This window comes from Yinghuangia sp. YIM S10712 (genome assembly GCF_051388935.1).
GTDB lineage: Bacteria > Actinomycetota > Actinomycetes > Streptomycetales > Streptomycetaceae > Yinghuangia.
This window is the reverse complement of the sequence record NZ_JBPKBI010000009.1, coordinates 1-14,807: the sequence shown is the minus strand read 5'-3', so window position 1 is coordinate 14,807 and position 14,807 is coordinate 1. Positions and strand designations below refer to the sequence as shown.

Annotated in this window: 15 protein-coding genes; 4 read left to right on the top strand and 11 right to left on the bottom strand. The window is 73.1% G+C overall.

What is annotated here, in order from left to right; translation table 11 throughout:
• Positions 1 to 15: 15 nt before the first annotated feature.
• The 8 genes from ACRX5W_RS19250 to ACRX5W_RS19215 form a co-directional block, all read right to left on the bottom strand.
• Positions 16 to 885, bottom strand: a complete 870-nt coding sequence (locus ACRX5W_RS19250) for a hypothetical protein (RefSeq protein ID WP_436789444.1) — start codon at positions 883 to 885, stop codon at positions 16 to 18.
• Positions 882 to 2,078 (bottom strand): copper transporter, encoded by a 1,197-nt coding sequence (locus ACRX5W_RS19245; RefSeq protein WP_436789443.1) that lies wholly within the window; start codon positions 2,076 to 2,078, stop codon positions 882 to 884. The genes ACRX5W_RS19250 and ACRX5W_RS19245 overlap by 4 nt, the downstream gene beginning before the upstream one ends.
• The gene (gene steA / locus ACRX5W_RS19240; RefSeq protein WP_436789442.1) at positions 2,075 to 3,256 is read right to left on the bottom strand and encodes a putative cytokinetic ring protein SteA; all 1,182 of its coding nucleotides are present in this window, start codon (positions 3,254 to 3,256) and stop codon (positions 2,075 to 2,077) included. Before steA ends, ACRX5W_RS19245 begins: the two co-directional genes overlap by 4 nt.
• 151 nt (positions 3,257 to 3,407) lie before the next feature.
• A complete protein-coding gene (gene recN, locus ACRX5W_RS19235) occupies positions 3,408 to 5,189 on the bottom strand; it encodes a DNA repair protein RecN (RefSeq protein WP_436789617.1) in 1,782 nt (593 codons plus the stop codon).
• On the bottom strand, positions 5,158 to 6,153 hold the full coding sequence (locus ACRX5W_RS19230) for an NAD kinase (protein WP_436789441.1): 996 nt from the start codon (positions 6,151 to 6,153) through the stop codon (positions 5,158 to 5,160). The genes recN and ACRX5W_RS19230 overlap by 32 nt, the downstream gene beginning before the upstream one ends.
• A 154-nt stretch (positions 6,154 to 6,307) precedes the next feature.
• Positions 6,308 to 7,114, bottom strand: coding sequence for a TlyA family RNA methyltransferase (locus tag ACRX5W_RS19225; RefSeq protein ID WP_436789440.1), 807 nt, complete (start codon positions 7,112 to 7,114; stop codon positions 6,308 to 6,310).
• Between the two features lie 218 nt (positions 7,115 to 7,332).
• Positions 7,333 to 7,599 (bottom strand): hypothetical protein, encoded by a 267-nt coding sequence (locus tag ACRX5W_RS19220; RefSeq protein WP_436789439.1) that lies wholly within the window; start codon positions 7,597 to 7,599, stop codon positions 7,333 to 7,335.
• A gap of 2 nt (positions 7,600 to 7,601) precedes the next feature.
• Positions 7,602 to 8,351 (bottom strand): hypothetical protein, encoded by a 750-nt coding sequence (locus tag ACRX5W_RS19215; RefSeq protein ID WP_436789438.1) that lies wholly within the window; start codon positions 8,349 to 8,351, stop codon positions 7,602 to 7,604.
• A 194-nt stretch (positions 8,352 to 8,545) separates the two neighbouring features.
• Here ACRX5W_RS19215 and ACRX5W_RS19210 point away from each other — a divergent pair, with 194 nt between their 5' ends.
• Positions 8,546 to 8,887, top strand: a complete 342-nt coding sequence (locus ACRX5W_RS19210; RefSeq protein WP_436789437.1) for a sterol-binding protein — start codon at positions 8,546 to 8,548, stop codon at positions 8,885 to 8,887.
• Positions 8,888 to 8,892: 5 nt separating this feature from the next.
• On the opposite strand, the gene ACRX5W_RS19205 is transcribed toward ACRX5W_RS19210, so the two are convergent.
• Both ACRX5W_RS19205 and ACRX5W_RS19200 read right to left on the bottom strand, forming a co-directional pair.
• A complete protein-coding gene (locus ACRX5W_RS19205; RefSeq protein ID WP_436789436.1) occupies positions 8,893 to 9,975 on the bottom strand; it encodes an HAD-IIA family hydrolase in 1,083 nt (360 codons plus the stop codon).
• Between the two features lie 103 nt (positions 9,976 to 10,078).
• Positions 10,079 to 10,456, bottom strand: coding sequence for a tetratricopeptide repeat protein (locus tag ACRX5W_RS19200; RefSeq protein ID WP_436789435.1), 378 nt, complete (start codon positions 10,454 to 10,456; stop codon positions 10,079 to 10,081).
• Between the two features lie 232 nt (positions 10,457 to 10,688).
• Between ACRX5W_RS19200 and ACRX5W_RS19195 the strand changes: the two genes are divergently transcribed.
• A complete protein-coding gene (locus tag ACRX5W_RS19195; protein ID WP_436789434.1) occupies positions 10,689 to 11,987 on the top strand; it encodes a DUF1015 family protein in 1,299 nt (432 codons plus the stop codon).
• A 165-nt stretch (positions 11,988 to 12,152) separates the two neighbouring features.
• Here ACRX5W_RS19195 and ACRX5W_RS19190 read toward each other — a convergent pair whose 3' ends face one another.
• Entirely contained in the window at positions 12,153 to 13,016 is an 864-nt protein-coding gene (locus tag ACRX5W_RS19190; protein ID WP_436789616.1) for a hypothetical protein, read from the bottom strand.
• A gap of 96 nt (positions 13,017 to 13,112) precedes the next feature.
• Here ACRX5W_RS19190 and ACRX5W_RS19185 point away from each other — a divergent pair, with 96 nt between their 5' ends.
• Together ACRX5W_RS19185 and ACRX5W_RS19180 are read left to right on the top strand one after the other, a co-directional pair.
• Positions 13,113 to 13,847 carry a hypothetical protein gene (locus tag ACRX5W_RS19185; RefSeq protein WP_436789433.1) on the top strand — a complete coding sequence of 245 codons (735 nt, stop codon included), beginning with the start codon at positions 13,113 to 13,115 and terminating at the stop codon, positions 13,845 to 13,847.
• Positions 13,848 to 13,916: 69 nt separating this feature from the next.
• On the top strand, positions 13,917 to 14,561 hold the full coding sequence (locus tag ACRX5W_RS19180; RefSeq protein WP_436789432.1) for a hypothetical protein: 645 nt from the start codon (positions 13,917 to 13,919) through the stop codon (positions 14,559 to 14,561).
• Positions 14,562 to 14,807 lie beyond the last annotated feature (246 nt).

Below are 14,807 nucleotides of genomic sequence, written 5' to 3'. Positions count from 1 at the left end.
CCATGGGGCATCGGCCTACGACGCCACCGGCTGCCCGGATGTGCTCTCCGCCTCGGGAGCCGGGCGCTGCGGCACGACCGGGCGGCGGCCGAGCATGTCGATCTTGTGCAGCGCCGGGGTCTCGGCGATGACCTTGGTGAAGCTCACCTTTTCACTCGCAAGGGTGAGCGCGGCCAGCACCGCGGCCCGAACCACCAGCCCGCGCCGGGACGCCCCCGCGACCGCCGCCACGCCGAGCGCGGCACCGAGCGCGTTCGCCCCGGCGTCGCCGAGCATCGCCTTCTCGCCCAGGTCCTCCGGCATCAGCGCCGCGGCGGCGCCGACCGGGGCCGCCGCCAGGCGCGAGCCGCGCAGCACCGACGGTGCCCCGGCGAGGACCGCGACCTTGGCGGCGCGGCCCGGGCGCAGGTCGAACAGGTTGACCACATTGGCGCTGCCCGCGATCACGACGCCGGCCAGCAACTTGTCGACGGGCTTGTCCCGCATGAGCGCGCCCGCGGCGAGCCCGCTCGCGCCGATGCCGAGGACCTTGACCATGCCGCTGGTCACCTCGCCGTGCGCGAGCGCGCCGACATGGCCCTTGAAGCCGCGTTTGTCAGTCGCCCCGAGCATGTCGTCGTACGTGCCGAACCCCGCCGCGCCCAGCGTCGCCAGCGCGGCCGCGGCACGGTGCGCGGCCGGGACACCGGGCGCGGTGGCGGCGGCGAGCGCGGAGCCGACTGCCGCGGCCGGGCCCTCGACGAGCGTGACCGCCTCGCCGCGGTGGTTGCGGCGCTCCCACGCCGCGGCCTGGCCGGGCGTGAAGCGGCGCAGCATGGTGTACGCGAACCGTGCCGCGGTGCCCGCGACCGCGGCCGTGCGCAGCGAGCGTCGAACCGAACTCACGACGTTTTCTCCGTCTCCGTGTGCTCCGTCTTGTCCGCCGGCAATTGGGGCAGCCAGCCGTTCTGTCCGGTCGCACCGTACTGCCCCGACTTGCCTTCGACGGACTCGACGACCAGCGCCCAGCCCACCGAGACCTGGCCCTGGGTCGTCTCGGCCGCGTCCACGGACGACACGGCCTTGGCGGTGCGTTCGTCGCCGCGCAGCGCCGCGACGGTGCCGCCGCCTTGTACGGAGGCCGTGTCCCCGGCCACGACCGTACCGTCGCCGGTGCTGTCGATGGCGCGCGACAGCCCCAGATAGATGTTGTTCGGCCGCGCCGGGTCGGCGCCCTCGACAGGGCCGGACGGCGCGACGACGACCGCGAGGGTCGCGCCCTTCTCCGGGTTGCCTTCGATGTCGACGAACCCGGCGTCCTCGAAGCGGTCGAGCAGAGCCGCCGCGGTCTCGGTGGACGTGCCGCCGGTGGAGCCTTCGCCGCCCTTGCCGCTCGTGGAAGGGCTGGGAGTCCCGGTCGGGGAGGTGCCGGTGACCGGCGGGGTGGCGGGCGGGTTGGCCGCGGGGTCGACGGGCGCCGTCGTCGCCGGGTTCGCGGGCGGGCTGGTCTCGGGCGTGACCTGGCCCGGCAGCGGCGTGGCCTGCGGTGCGCCGGTGGCCGCCCCCGGCGTCGCCGGTGTGCCGGTCGATGTGGGCGGCGTGGTCGGTTTGGTGCTGCTCTTGTGCACGATCGCGGCGGCCAGCGCGGCCGCGGCCCGGTCGTACCCGGACTGCCCGGCCGAGGTGCCGCCGGCGGCGAAGATCAGCGCGGGCTCCTTGGCCGGGTCGGTCCACGCCTCCTTGACCGCGACGGTCCCGGTGATCGTCGCCCCGGATTCCTCCAGCGTCTTGACGGTCGCGTCGGTGACGGCGGAGTTGGCGTCCGGCAGCGTGACGAGCACGACGGACTTGCCCGTGAGCTTGCCCGCGACCAGTTCCGGCTTGCTGCCGTTGATGAAGTTGTTGAGCGCCCGGTTCTCGCCTTCCTCGGCCCGCAGGTCGCGCCGCGCCGCCTCGGCGGCCCGGGTCTGCTCCTGGATGCGGCCGTCCAGGTCCTCCTTGACGATGTCGGCGAGGAAGGAGCTGCCCAGCACGAGGCCGACCGACAACGCGAGGAACACCGCGATGATGGACACGACGTGGTAGCGGAAGTCGATCAACCGAAGATTCCTTGCAGCCAGAAGACGAACGAGTTCCACTGCGCCTGGAACACGTGGTAGTACGCCTGGCCGATGGGACTCACCCGGATCGTCACCGCGATGGTGATCAGTGCGGCCAGGCACATCACCAGCAGCGAGGTCGTGGAGATACGGCTGCGGTACAGGCGGCTGACACCCTTGGCGTCCACGAGCTTGCCGCCGACACGCAGGCGGGTCAGGAAGGTGCTCGCCATCCCCGCGCGGCCCTTGTCGAGGAACTCGACCAGCGTGGCGTGCGTGCCGACCGCGACGATCAGGTTGGCGCCCTTGTCGTCGGCGAGCAGCATCGCGATGTCCTCGCTGGTACCGGTGGCCGGGAACGGCACGCCGGTCAGCCCGAGTTCGTCCAGCCGCTGCATTCCCGGCGCGCGGCCGTCGCGGTACGCGTGGACGACGATCTCCGCGCCCGAGCGCAGCGCCTCGTCCGACACCGAGTCCAGGTCGCCGATGATGATGTGCGGCCGGTAGCCGGCCTCCAGCAGCGCGTCCGCGCCGCCGTCGACGCCGATCATCACCGGGCGGTACTCGCGGATGTAGGGCCGCAGCGCGGCGATGTCCTCGCGGTAGTGGTAGCCGCGCACGACGATGAGAACCTGCCGGCCGTCCAGGTTGGTCCTGATCGTCGGCACCCCGACCCCGTCGAGGAGGAGGTCGCGTTCCTCGCGGATGTATTCGAGGGTGTTCTGCGCGAACGCCTCGATCTGCTCGGACAGCCCCGCACGGGCCTCCTCCATCGCGGCGCGCACCGACTCCTTGTCGAGCATCGTGCCGACCGCGATCGGCCGTTCGCCGCGGTAGAGGATGTCGTCCTCGATGTGCACCCACTCGCCCTCGGGCAGCCGGCCTATGACGCCCTGCCCGACGGCGTCCAGCAGCGGGACGCCGGCCGCGACGATGATCTCCGGCCCGAGGTTGGGGTAGCGGCCGCTGATCGACGCCGACGCGTTGACGACCGCGGCCGGCCGGCAGGCGACCAGCGCCTCGGCGGCGACGCGGTCGAGGTCGACGTGGTCGATGACCGCGATGTCACCGGGGCGCAGCCGCTTGGTGAGGTTCTTCGTACGCCGGTCCAGCCGGACGACGCCGGCGATGCCCTCGAACTCGGGCACACGGCGTCGGCGGAGCACGGGAATCCTCATCGCGGTCATCCTGCCATGCGAACAGCCCTGGTCAGGCGGGTACCGCCCGCCCCTATGGCGGCCTTCACACGCCGTACGCCGCCCGGTGCACGGCCGTGCCCAAGCCGTTACGGCCTTGTGATCCGGTTCCGGGAACCGACCGGCCGCGGCGTCAGGCGCGCTTGACTTTCGCCGCCGCCTCCAGCAGCTCCTCCGCGTGCGCCCGGCCCAGCTCGGAGTCCTCCAGACCGGCCAGCATCCGCGACAACTCCCGCACGCGCGCCGCGTCGTCGAGAGCGACCACGCCGGACCGCGTCACCGTCCCGTCGTTCGACTTCTCCACCACCAGATGCCGGTCCGCGAACGCCGCCACCTGCGGCAGGTGCGTCACCACGATCACCTGCGCCGACCGCGCGAGCATCGCCAGGCGCCGACCCACCTCGACCGCCGCCTTGCCGCCCACACCCGCGTCGACCTCGTCGAACACGAACGTCGGCACCGGGTCCGCGCCCGCGAAGACCACCTCGACCGCGAGCATCACCCGGCTCAGCTCACCACCCGACGCGCCCTTGCCCAGCTGCCTCGGCGGCGCTCCGGGATGCGGCGCGAGCAGCAGCTCCACCTCGTCGACGCCGGACGGGCCGTACGCGAGAACCCGGCCGCCGACCTCCAGCCCGTCCGGATCCTCGACCCCGGTGATCGCGACCGTCACCCGGGCATGCGGCATCGCCAGCGCGCCCAGCTCGACCGTGACCGCCTCCGCGAACCGGTCCGCCGCCGCCGCGCGCGCCGCCGACACCTCGGCGGCCAGCTCCGCGAGCTCGCTGCGCAACGCGTCGCGCTCCTCGGTCAGTTCACCGACCCGGTCGTCGTCGCCGTCCAGCTCCGCCAGCCGCGCCGCCGACCGCTGCGCCCACGCCAACACCTCGCCGATGTCCGCGCCGTACTTGCGCGTCAGCGCCGTCAGCGCCGCCCGGCGCTCCTCGGCGACCGCGAGCCGCACCGGGTCCGCGTCGACGCCCGCCGCGTACGACGCCAGCTCCGTCGCCACATCGGAGGCGAGATAGCCAAGCTCGTTCAGCCGCTCGGCCAGCGCGGCCAGCGCCGGGTCGTGCGACGCCACAGCCTCGACCGCCCGGCGCGCCTCGCCGATCAACGTCACCGCGTCGGCGCCCTCGACCCCCGACTCCGGGTCACCGAGCAGCGCCTGGTGCGCGGTTGTCGCCGCCGAACGCAGCGCGTCGGCGTGCCCGAGGCGCTCGGTCTCCGCGGCCAGCTCGGCATCCTCACCGGCCTGCGGCGCCAACTGCTCGATCTCCCCGAGGCCGAACCGCAGGAGATCGGCCTCCTGCGCGCGCTCCCGCGCCCGCGTGGTGATCGTCTCCAACTCCGCGGTGACCGCGCGCAGCCGCTTGTAGACCCGCGCGTACGAGGCCAGCGGCTTCGCCACCGACTCCCCCGCGTACCGGTCCAATGACGCGCGCTGCCGCGCCGGACGCAGCAACCGCTGCTGGTCCGTCTGCCCGTGCACCGCGATCAGCTCGTCCGCCAGGTCCGACAGCAGGCCGACCGGCGCCGACCGGCCGCCCACGTGCGCGCGGCTGCGGCCCTCGGCCGAGACCGTGCGGCTCAGCAACAGGGCGTCCTCGTCCAACTCGGCGCCCGCCTCCGCCGCCCGCACCGCGGCCGGGGCGTCCGCCGACAGCCGCACACGGCCCTCGACCACCGCACGGCCCCGGCCCGTCCGCACCAGACCGGCGTCCGCGCGGCCTCCGAACAACAACCCCAGGCCCGTCACCACCATCGTCTTGCCCGCGCCCGTCTCACCGGTGACCACCGTGAAACCGGACGCCAGCTCGACCACGGCGTCCTCGATCACGCCCAGGCCTTGTATGCGCATCTCTTCCAGCACGGCGACGACCCTACGGGTTCTTCGGGCCCGGCACGCCACCATGCCGGGAAACAGCGGAACCGTCGGACGCCTCAGCCGCATCGGCGGCATCCCGGACATCCTGGGCATCGTGTGCGTCGTGCGGCCCACCCCGCCACCCCCGCACCGGCAACGCGAACTTCGCCACAAGCCGGTTCGTGAACGGGGCCTCGTGCAACCGCGCCAACCGGATCGGCACGGCTCCGCGCCGCACCTCCACCCGCGCCCCCGGCGGCAGATCCGCCGTACGCCGACCGTCGCACCACAGCACGCCCTTCGGCGTCTCCGGCTGCACCTCGACCGCCAGCACCGACCGCGGCGACACCACCAGCGGCTTGGCGAACAACGCGTGCGCGCTGATCGGCACCATCAACAACGCCTCGACCTCCGGCCACACCACCGGGCCGCCCGCGGAGAACGCGTACGCCGTCGACCCCGTCGGCGTCGCGTACACCACCCCGTCGCCACCCCACCGCGACAGCGGACGCCCGTCGACCTCGGTCACCAACTCCAGCATCCGCTCCCGCGACGCCTTCTCGATCGCCGCCTCGTTCAACGCCCAGTTGGTGTGCACCACGTCGCCGTTGGTCCGCACCACCACATCGAGCGTCATCCGCTCCTCGACCTCGTAGTCGAAACGCACCACGCGCTCGACCACCTCGCCGAGATCCTCGCGCTCGGCCTCGGCCAGGAAACCCACCCGGCCCAGGTTCACCCCGAGCATCGGCACCCGCGCGTCGCGAACCAGCTCGGCCCCGCGCAGCAGGGTCCCGTCGCCGCCCAGCACGATCGCCAGCTCGCAGCCCTTCGCGGCGTCCGGCTCGGCCGACACCACCTCGACTCCCGGCAGCGTCAGCTCCTCGGCCTCCGACTCCAGCACCCGGACCACGATCCCCGCCGCCACCAGGCCGTCCACGACCAGGCGCGCACTGCGCAGCGCGGCGGGACGCCCTGTGTGCGTGAGCACCAGGACCGTACGCCGGGTCACGTCCCGCGCCTTGTCATGCCATCGCCCGCCCGTCCGACCGAAGGTGCCCCCGCGACCGCCGCCAGGCACGCCGTGGGAGCGGTTGCCCTGAACATCCGCATCGGCCGACGGTACCGCGTACCCCCGTCATCACGCCCCGACCGGACGAGCCGGATCACCGCGGGCCCTCGGCGACCGCGCGATCCACCTCCGCCGGATCCAGCTCCGGCGCCCCCCGGCGCAGCCACAGGAAGTACTCCACGTTGCCCGACGGACCCGGCAGCGGACTCGCCACCACCCCCAGTACCCCGAAGCCCAGCGCCGCGGCCTGCCCGGCGACCGTACGCACCGCCTCCGCACGCAACCCCGGCTCCCGCACGACACCGCCCGAGCCCAGCCGTTCCCGGCCCACCTCGAACTGCGGCTTGACCATCAGCACGAGATCCGCGTCCGAGGCCGAACACCTCGCCAGCGCGGGCAGCACCAGGCCCAGCGAAATGAACGACAGGTCGCCCACCACCAGCCCGGCGGGCTCACCACCGACCTGATCCAGCGACAGCTCTCGTACGTTCGTGCGATCACGTACCGTCACCCGCTCGTCGCTGCGCAACGACCACGCCAACTGCCCGTAGCCGACATCGACCGCGACCACATGCCCGGCCCCCGCCCGCAGCAGGACGTCGGTGAACCCGCCCGTCGACGCGCCCGCGTCGACGCACCGGCGACCCTCGACGACCAGCCCCCGCGGCACGAACGCCGCCAGCGCCCCGGCAAGCTTGTGGCCACCGCGCGACACGAAATCGGGCTCCGCGCCGTTGCGGGCGACCACCACCGCCGCACTCGTCTCGACCTGCGTGGCCGCCTTCGTCGCCGTCGCCCCGCCGACCGACACCCGCCCCGCCGCGATCAACTCCCCCGCATGCTCGCGAGAGCGCGCCAATCCTCTGCGCACCAGCTCCGCATCGAGCCTGCGTCGTGCCACGGTCGCCCCTTGCCTGGTGTGTTGTGACGGTGCCGGAAACCGGTGTAGTCAAGCACCCCCGCGAGACCGACGGTCAGCGGGGGAAGCCCTCCCGGGCCAAGCACCCACACCGCACCCGGCGGCGGGACGGCTCGGCCCACGAGCACCGGCACGACCAAGCGTCGCCCACAACTGCCCGCAGGGGCGAACCGTCCGTGCCCCGATCCGACACGCGGTCCTCAGCGGTCCAAGCCCGCCAGAACCTCGCGCAGCTCCCGGTGGACGTCCTCGTACACCTCGCCGTGCCGATCGGTCGGCAGCACATCCACCTGCGTCAGGCGCGCCACCGCCCGGTCGACCTCCGGGTCACCGGACGGCTCCGGCGGCGCGAGACCGAGAGGAGCGACCCCGGGTCCGGCCTCCACACCGACGCCGGACGCCGGACCGGCCTCCGCCGGGCCCCCGACCGAGACAGGCTCCTCCACAACGCCGTGCGGCACGTCCACGTTCACTCCCCCGGCTCGGCGGGCGACGGGCCGGACGGCGGGGTGTCCGGGCCCTCGCCGGCCTTCCTCGCGGACTTCTTCGCCACCGACTCGCCCGCGGGCGTCCGCTTCGTCGCCCCGCTCCCCGGCGTCGTCTTCTTCTCCGCCGTCTTGGACGCGGCCGTCTTCTTCGCGGCCGTCTTCTTCGCCGGGGCCTTCTTCGCCGCCGCCTTCTTCGCCGCGCGCGCCGGGGTGATCGCACGCTTGGCCACCGGCGTATCCGCCTCCGCCTCCACCGCGGCCTTCGCGACAGGCTCGGCGACCGTGCCCGCGCCGCGCACCGGCACCGGCTCCTCGTCCATGGGCGGCCCCGCCGGCGCCCGACGCCCACGCGACGGCTTCGAGGCGACCGACGCGACAGCGAGCCGGTGCTCCAAATCCGTCACACGCCGCTCGACACGCTCCAAGTCGTCCTCGACGGCCTTGACGTCGTCCAGCCACGGGCGCAACCGGCCCATCGCCTTGTCGACCTCACTGCGCACCACCCCCACCAGCAGATCGCGGTTCGCCTTGCCGGTGGCGAACAGCTCATCGGCGACCTGCTGCACATACTGCGGCACAGCCTGCGCCTGCTGCGCCACCTGCGCGGGCACATGGTCGAGGTCCACGCCGCTCTTCTCGACCAGTTGCCGCGCCGTCTCGGTCACCCGATGGACGGTCATCTCGGTCAAGCCAGTCGCGATCTGCAAGTAACTCCGCAGTGCGTCACGCATGGTCCGGCGCCTCCTGGGGTTCCGCGGGCCTGTTGTGTGCCGGCCCGCACACCGTCCGCGCGGGCCGCAATTGCCACGAACTCGACGCTATCGCGTCGGCGTGCCCTCGTCCTCGCGCAACGGGCGGATCGGGGACGTGGGGTACCGTCGGGCAGCGAGCCAGGACCGGAAAGGCCGGAAAGGACCATCTCCCTATGGCAACCGTCGAGGAATGCCGCAGCGCACTGGAACGGCTGTCCGCCAAACTCGGCGCCGCCGAAGGCGAACTCGGCCGCGCCACACGCCTCGACCGCAGCCTGAGCTGCCGACTGCCCGACCTCGACATCACCTTCTCCGGGCAACTCCGCGACGGCACCCTGCACGACATCACCACCGAACCCGCGCCCGTGAAGGCCCAGATCCGCCTCCAGGCCACCAGCGACGACCTGGTCGCCCTCGTCGACGGCGACCTCAACTTCGCCTCCTCGTGGGCCCGCGGCCGCGTGAAACTCGAAGCGTCGTTCAAAGACCTGCTGACCCTGAGAAAGCTGGTCTAGGCGGGTCACCCGCCCACGGAAACACCCAGCCCGGCAACGGTCTTCACCGCGCGGTCCACATCGACCGCCGCCGCGCCCCCGGCGTCCCACACGGCCGCACACACCGCGCGAAGACCGTCGTACGCGTCACCGCCGCCCGACAGCTCCGGCCCGTCGCCGTCGACCCGCGCGCACCAACCACCGCACACCCACCCGCCCCCGGCGCCGGGCACCGCACGCGGCAACGGGCCGAGCAGCGCCCGCAGATCAGCGGCCACGTACGTCGGCCGGCTCTGCGCCGGCGCGGCCAGCAGCGCCCGCACATCGGTCACACCGGTCATCACCAGCAGGCTGTCCACACCGCCCGCGACCGCTCCCTCGATGTCGGTGTCCAGCCGATCACCCACCACCAACGGCCGCTTCGCGCCCGTCCGCAGCATCGACTCGCGGTGCAACGGCAGTTCCGGCTTGCCCGCGACGACCGGCTCCGCACCCGTCGCCGCACGGACCACCCCGACCAGCGCGCCGTTGCCCGGCGCGATCCCGCGCTCGGTCGGAATCGTCAGGTCCAGATTCGACGCGATCCACGGTGCCCCCGCACCGACCGCGTACGACGCCTCGGCCAACAACGCCCAGCCCACCCCCGGCGCGAACCCCTGGACCACCGCCACCGGTTCGTCCGCCGCCGACACCACCGGCACGAGACCGCGCTCACGCAGCGCCTCGACCAAGCCCTCGCCGCCCACCGCCAGCACCGGCGAACCCGCCGGAAAACGCTCGGCGACCAGGCGCGCGGCGGCCTGTGCCGACGTCACCACATCGGTCGGCCCCGCCGGCACTCCGATCTCGGTCAGATGCGCGGCGACCGCCTCGGGCGTGCGCGAGGCGTTGTTGGTCACGAACGCGAGCGTCATCCCGGCCGCGCGAGCCCGCTCCAGCGCCTCGGGCGCATGGGGCACCGCACGCTGCCCGGTGTAGACGACGCCGTCCAGGTCGAGGAGGGCGACGTCGTACGCCTCGGCCGGGACGACCGGCTCCGACAGCCCGCCCACGTCGTCCCCCCGCGGCACGCGCGCGTCCGTCCCTGAGCCGCCGTCGCCACCGGTCACGCGTGTCGCCCTTTCACGTCCGTCCCGCCCTTGAGCCGCGCTCCAGGGCGCGACGATCATGCCAACCTGGCCGCATGCCCGGCAACCGGCCCCGGCGGCCCTGTCATCTCCCGGCGCCCCCGGCCCGAGCGCGCAACGTCGCCCGCGCCTGGGTCAACGCGGTGCGGTAGTGCTTCGTCCCCGGACTCATCGCCACCGCCAACGCCAAATGCTCGACCGCGGTCTCGAAGTCACCCACCCGCGCAGCGGAGAGCCCCCAGCCGAACTGCGCGTAGTCATCCGCCGGATCGGACTCCGCCACCACCCGGAACTCCTCCAGCGCCTCCCCGTGCCGCCCGGCGTCGAAGAGCGCCCGGGCCAGCGCCTCCCGTACGCTCCGCGCCTGCGGCGCCACACCGGACGCCCGCGCCAGCAACTGCGCAGCGGCGGCCGGATGCCCGGAATCCAGCAATCGCAGGCCCCGCCGATACCAGTCGTACACGTCACCGTTCGGCGACCCGGAGCCCGACCCCCCGCCGCCGTTCGCCTCCGGCCCCGACCCCCCGGCCGACCCCCCGGCCGACTCTCCTGCCCCGCCGTCATCCCGGCCGTGCGGCCCACCCGCCATAGTCCGCTCCCGTCCGTCGCACCGACGCCGCCGCGGCGATCCCGTGGCGGCGTCGCGGTGACCGAACCCGCAGCTACCACGCGATCATGGACGTAGCATGCCCGTCATGGACCATGCCGACACGAACGGGCTCGATCTCGCGCCATTCAGGGGCCTGCGCTACGACCCGGCGAAAGTCGGCGATCTGGCCCTGGTGATGTCGCCCCCGTACGACGTGATCGAGCCGGAAGCCATCGGGCTGTTCGAGGACTCCGAACCGCACAACATCGTCCGCGTCGTACTCCCCCGCACCCCCCGCTCGGAACTCGGCGGCCCCCACGCGCACGCCGGCGCGACCCTGCGCGCCTGGCTCGCCGACGGCGTCCTGCGCCCCGACCCGACACCCGCGCTGTACGTGTACGACCAGATCACCACCACCGCCCACCAGCGCGGCCTCATCGGCGCCCTCGCACTCGGCCCGGCAACCGGCAACCCGGCCGTGCTGCCGCACGAGGACGTCATGCCGGGGCCGGTGACCGACCGCACGGAACTGATGCGGGCAACACAGGCCAACCCGGAGCCCATCCTGCTCGCCTACAACGGCAACGGCCCGGCCTCCGACGCCGTCGATCGCGCTGTTCTCTCCGGCCCACCGCTGCTGGAGACCTCCACGCCGGACAACACCGAACACCGCCTGTGGGCCATCACCGACCCCGAGGAACTCCAGCGCATCACGGGGGACCTGGCGACCCGTCAGGCACTGATCGCGGACGGACATCACCGATGGGCGGGGTACCACCGCCTCCGTGACGACGCGCACCAGGCAGGACACGGAGCCGGAGCGTGGGACCGCGGCCTCGTGCTTCTCGTCGACTCCGCGCGCTATCCGCTCCAGGTCGGTGCGATCCACCGCGTGCTGCCCGGCATGTCCGTTCCGGCGATCCTCGCGGGCCTGGTCAGCCACGGCCCCGCCGGCTCGGGCGCCTTCCTGGCCCGCCGCGTCGAGGACCCGTGGCCGTCCGTGCTGTGGACCCTGGAGCGCGCCGAGGGCCCGGCCTTCCTCCTCGCCGGCGACGGCGCGTTCCATCTGCTCACCGACCCGGATCCCGAGCTCCTCGCCACCGCGGTGCCGCGCGACCGCCCACAGATGTGGCGGGAACTCGACGCGACGATCCTGCACACGGCTCTGCTGGACCTTGTCTGGGGGGTGCCGGACGACCCCGAGCACATCACGTACCACCACGATGCCGTGGCGGCCATCCACGAGGCCCAAACCAGCGGGGGCAGCGCGATCCTGATGCGACCGACGAACGAGAGCACCGTCCGCGAATTGGCTCGGCAGTCGGTGCGCATGCCCCGCAAATCGACGTCTTTCGGCCCCAAGCCGGCGACCGGACTGGTGTTGCGCAGCCTCGCCCTGGAATGACAGCGTGCCAGCCCAGGCTTGTTATCAAGATCATTTTACGTCGCATTTCGGACACATTCAGTCACAACAAAAAGGCGAGGGGACGAAAAGCGCCATCGGATGGCGCCCTTCGTCCCCTGAAGCTGACCTGATCGGTGTGCTTCGGACGGCCCCGGCAGCCGAGACTCAGTCGCCGTCCCGAATGGTGATGCTCGGCGGCAGATCGTCGTCATCGTCGAGGTCGTCGTCGGCGAACACGTCGATATCGGCCTCGCCGGCGTCCGCCGCGGCCTCGAACGACGCACTCGCATCGTCGTCGCCCTCGTCGTCCTCCGCCTCGATCACGACCGAAGCTGCCTCGTCCGCCGTCTCGTCTCGGCCGGACCGACGACGCACGGCCTCGGCCGGCTCCTCCTCGTCGTCCAACTCGGGGTCGTACGCGTCGACGAACTCCAGGCCGTCCAGCTCCGCCAACCGCTCGGCGGCACCCGTCGAACCGTCCGCGTCCGCATCGGCGGCCCGGGCGAACCAATCGCGCGCCTCGTCCTCACGCCCGACCGCGAACAGCGCGTCGGCGTACGCGTAGCGCAGCCGCGCCGTCCACTCCTTGCCGCCCTGTGCGTTCAACTCGGGTACCTGGAGGGTGACCACGGCGGCGTCCAACTGCCCCATGTCGCGGCGCGCACCGGCCGCGACGATACGCAGCTCGATCTGCGCGGCCTTGTCCAGCTCCTTCACCTCGGGCGCGCCGGCCATCTGCAGCGCGCGCTCCGGACGGCCCAGCCCGCGCTCGCAGTCGGCCATGACCGCCCAGTGCTCCGCGGAACCGGTCATCCGCCGCGCCGCACGCAGTTCCGAAAGCGCCTCGGTGTAGCGACTCGTCATGTACGCCGCGATGCCCGCCGCCTCGCGCACCGCCGCAACCCGCGAGGCCAGCCGCAGCGCCACCCGCGAGTACCGGTACGCCAGTTCGGGGTCCTCGTCGATCAGGCGCCCGGTCATCACCAGGTTCTTGGCAACCTCGTCCGCGAGCGTCTTCGGCAGACTCATCAGCTCGCGGCGCGCACCGGCGTCCAGCTCCTCGCCGGTCACGTCCTCCGGGATCGGCAGGCGGTCGGCCGGAGGATTCCGCCGCTCCCGCTCGTCGTGCGAGAACGGACGCCGGTTGCCCCGGTCTCCGCGTTCTCCCCGATCTCCGCGGTCGCCGCGTTCTCCCCGGGCCCGGTCCCGATCGCCGTACGCCGGACGACGGTCGTCCCGGCCGCGAGGCGCCGCACGCCGCTCGCCGCGGTCTCCTCGGTCGCCGTCACGGCCGCGTCCGTAAGCGGGCCGATCACGATCGCGGTCGCGGTCGAATCGCGCGTGCGCCGGGCGGTCGCCCGTCTCACGCCGTGGTCCGCGCTCGCCGTACGCCGGACGCCGCTCATCGCGACCGCCGCCGCGCTCGTCACGGTCCCTGCCGGTGTACGGACGCCGCTCGCGCGTTTGCTCCCGGTCTCCGGGGGGTCCTTGGCGGCGGTCGTCCCGGTCCCGGTTGAACGGGCGGCGCTCACCCCCGCGCTCGTCCCGCGAACCGTACGACGGCCGACGGTCACCGCCACCCTGCCGCTCCCGATCCCCGTACGCCGGACGCCGGTCATCCCGATCCCGGTCCCGGTTGAACGGGCGGCGCTCACCCCCGCGCTCGTCCCGCGAACCGTACGACGGCCGACGGTCACCGCCACCCTGCCGCTCCCGATCCCCGTATGCCGGACGCCGGTCATCCCGATCCCGGTCCCGGTTGAACGGACGACGCTCACCGCCGCCCTGCGCGGGCCGGCGCTCGTCCCGACCGCCCCGGTCATCCCGCTGGAACGGGCGACGCTCGCGGTCCCCGTATGAAGGCCGCCGGTCGTCACGGTCGCGCTGCTGCGACGAACGCCCTGCTCCGCCCCGGTCGTCCCGGGCTCCATGAGACGGGCGACGCTCATCGCGGCCCCGGTCACGGTCAAAGGGCCGACGCTCGCCACCGCTTTGACGGGAGCGATCGCGGTCCCGGTCTCCGGGGGGTCCTTGGCGGCGGTCGTCCCGGTCCCGGTTGAACGGGCGGCGCTCACCCCCGCGCTCGTCCCGCGAACCGTACGACGGCCGACGGTCACCCTGGCGCTCCCGATCCCCATACGCCGGACGCCGGTCATCCCGATCCCGGTCCCGGTTGAACGGACGACGCTCACCGCCACCGCCCTGCCGGTCGCGGTCGCCATAGGACGGCCGCCGGTCATCCCGCTGGAACGGCCGACGCTCGCCGCCACCGCCCTGCCGCGGACGATCGGAATTGCCGTACGACGGGCGGCGCTCCTCACGGCCGCCGCGCTCGTCGCCGCGGTCCCGGTTGAACGGAGGACGCTCCGACCTGTCCCCGCGCTGGTCGCGCTGGTTGTCGCGGGCCGGATACGGCCGACGCTCACCGCTGCCGGAGCCGCCCCCGGAACCACCGCCGGAAGCGCGCCCGCCGCCACCAGGTCCGCGCCTACCGGCGCCCCCCGAGCTCTGCGAACCACCGGAACGGCGATGCGGTCGCCCCTCAGAGGGATAGGACATGGGATCGACTCCTAGAGATGATCGAACAGGCAGGCCGGCACCGCGGCTGACACCCATTGTCCCGCACCGCAGGGCACCGGACGCACCAGGCCACCGAACCGACGCCGCCGGAATTCCGCACACGCAATGAAGAAAACAGTCCGGAAATGAAACAAGGGGCCCCACCACGGGTGGGACCCCTTGTTACTCAAGATAATTCCGGCGGCGTCCTACTCTCCCACACCCCTTCGAGTGCAGTACCATCGGCGCTGAAGAGCTTAG

What these genes read in the sequence shown, in the direction of transcription:
- steA (WP_436789442.1), bottom strand. Translation starts at nt 3,256, where the DNA reads ATGAGGATTCCCGTGCTCCGCCGACGCCGTGTGCCCGAGTTCGAGGGC.
- recN (WP_436789617.1), bottom strand. Translation starts at nt 5,189, where the DNA reads ATGGTGGCGTGCCGGGCCCGAAGAACCCGTAGGGTCGTCGCCGTGCTG.
- ACRX5W_RS19215 (WP_436789438.1), bottom strand. Translation starts at nt 8,351, where the DNA reads ATGCGTGACGCACTGCGGAGTTACTTGCAGATCGCGACTGGCTTGACC.
- ACRX5W_RS19210 (WP_436789437.1), top strand. Translation starts at nt 8,546, where the DNA reads ATGGCAACCGTCGAGGAATGCCGCAGCGCACTGGAACGGCTGTCCGCC.
- ACRX5W_RS19195 (WP_436789434.1), top strand. Translation starts at nt 10,689, where the DNA reads ATGGACCATGCCGACACGAACGGGCTCGATCTCGCGCCATTCAGGGGC.
- ACRX5W_RS19190 (WP_436789616.1), bottom strand. Translation starts at nt 13,016, where the DNA reads ATGAGTCTGCCGAAGACGCTCGCGGACGAGGTTGCCAAGAACCTGGTG.
- ACRX5W_RS19180 (WP_436789432.1), top strand. Translation starts at nt 13,917, where the DNA reads ATGAGACGGGCGACGCTCATCGCGGCCCCGGTCACGGTCAAAGGGCCG.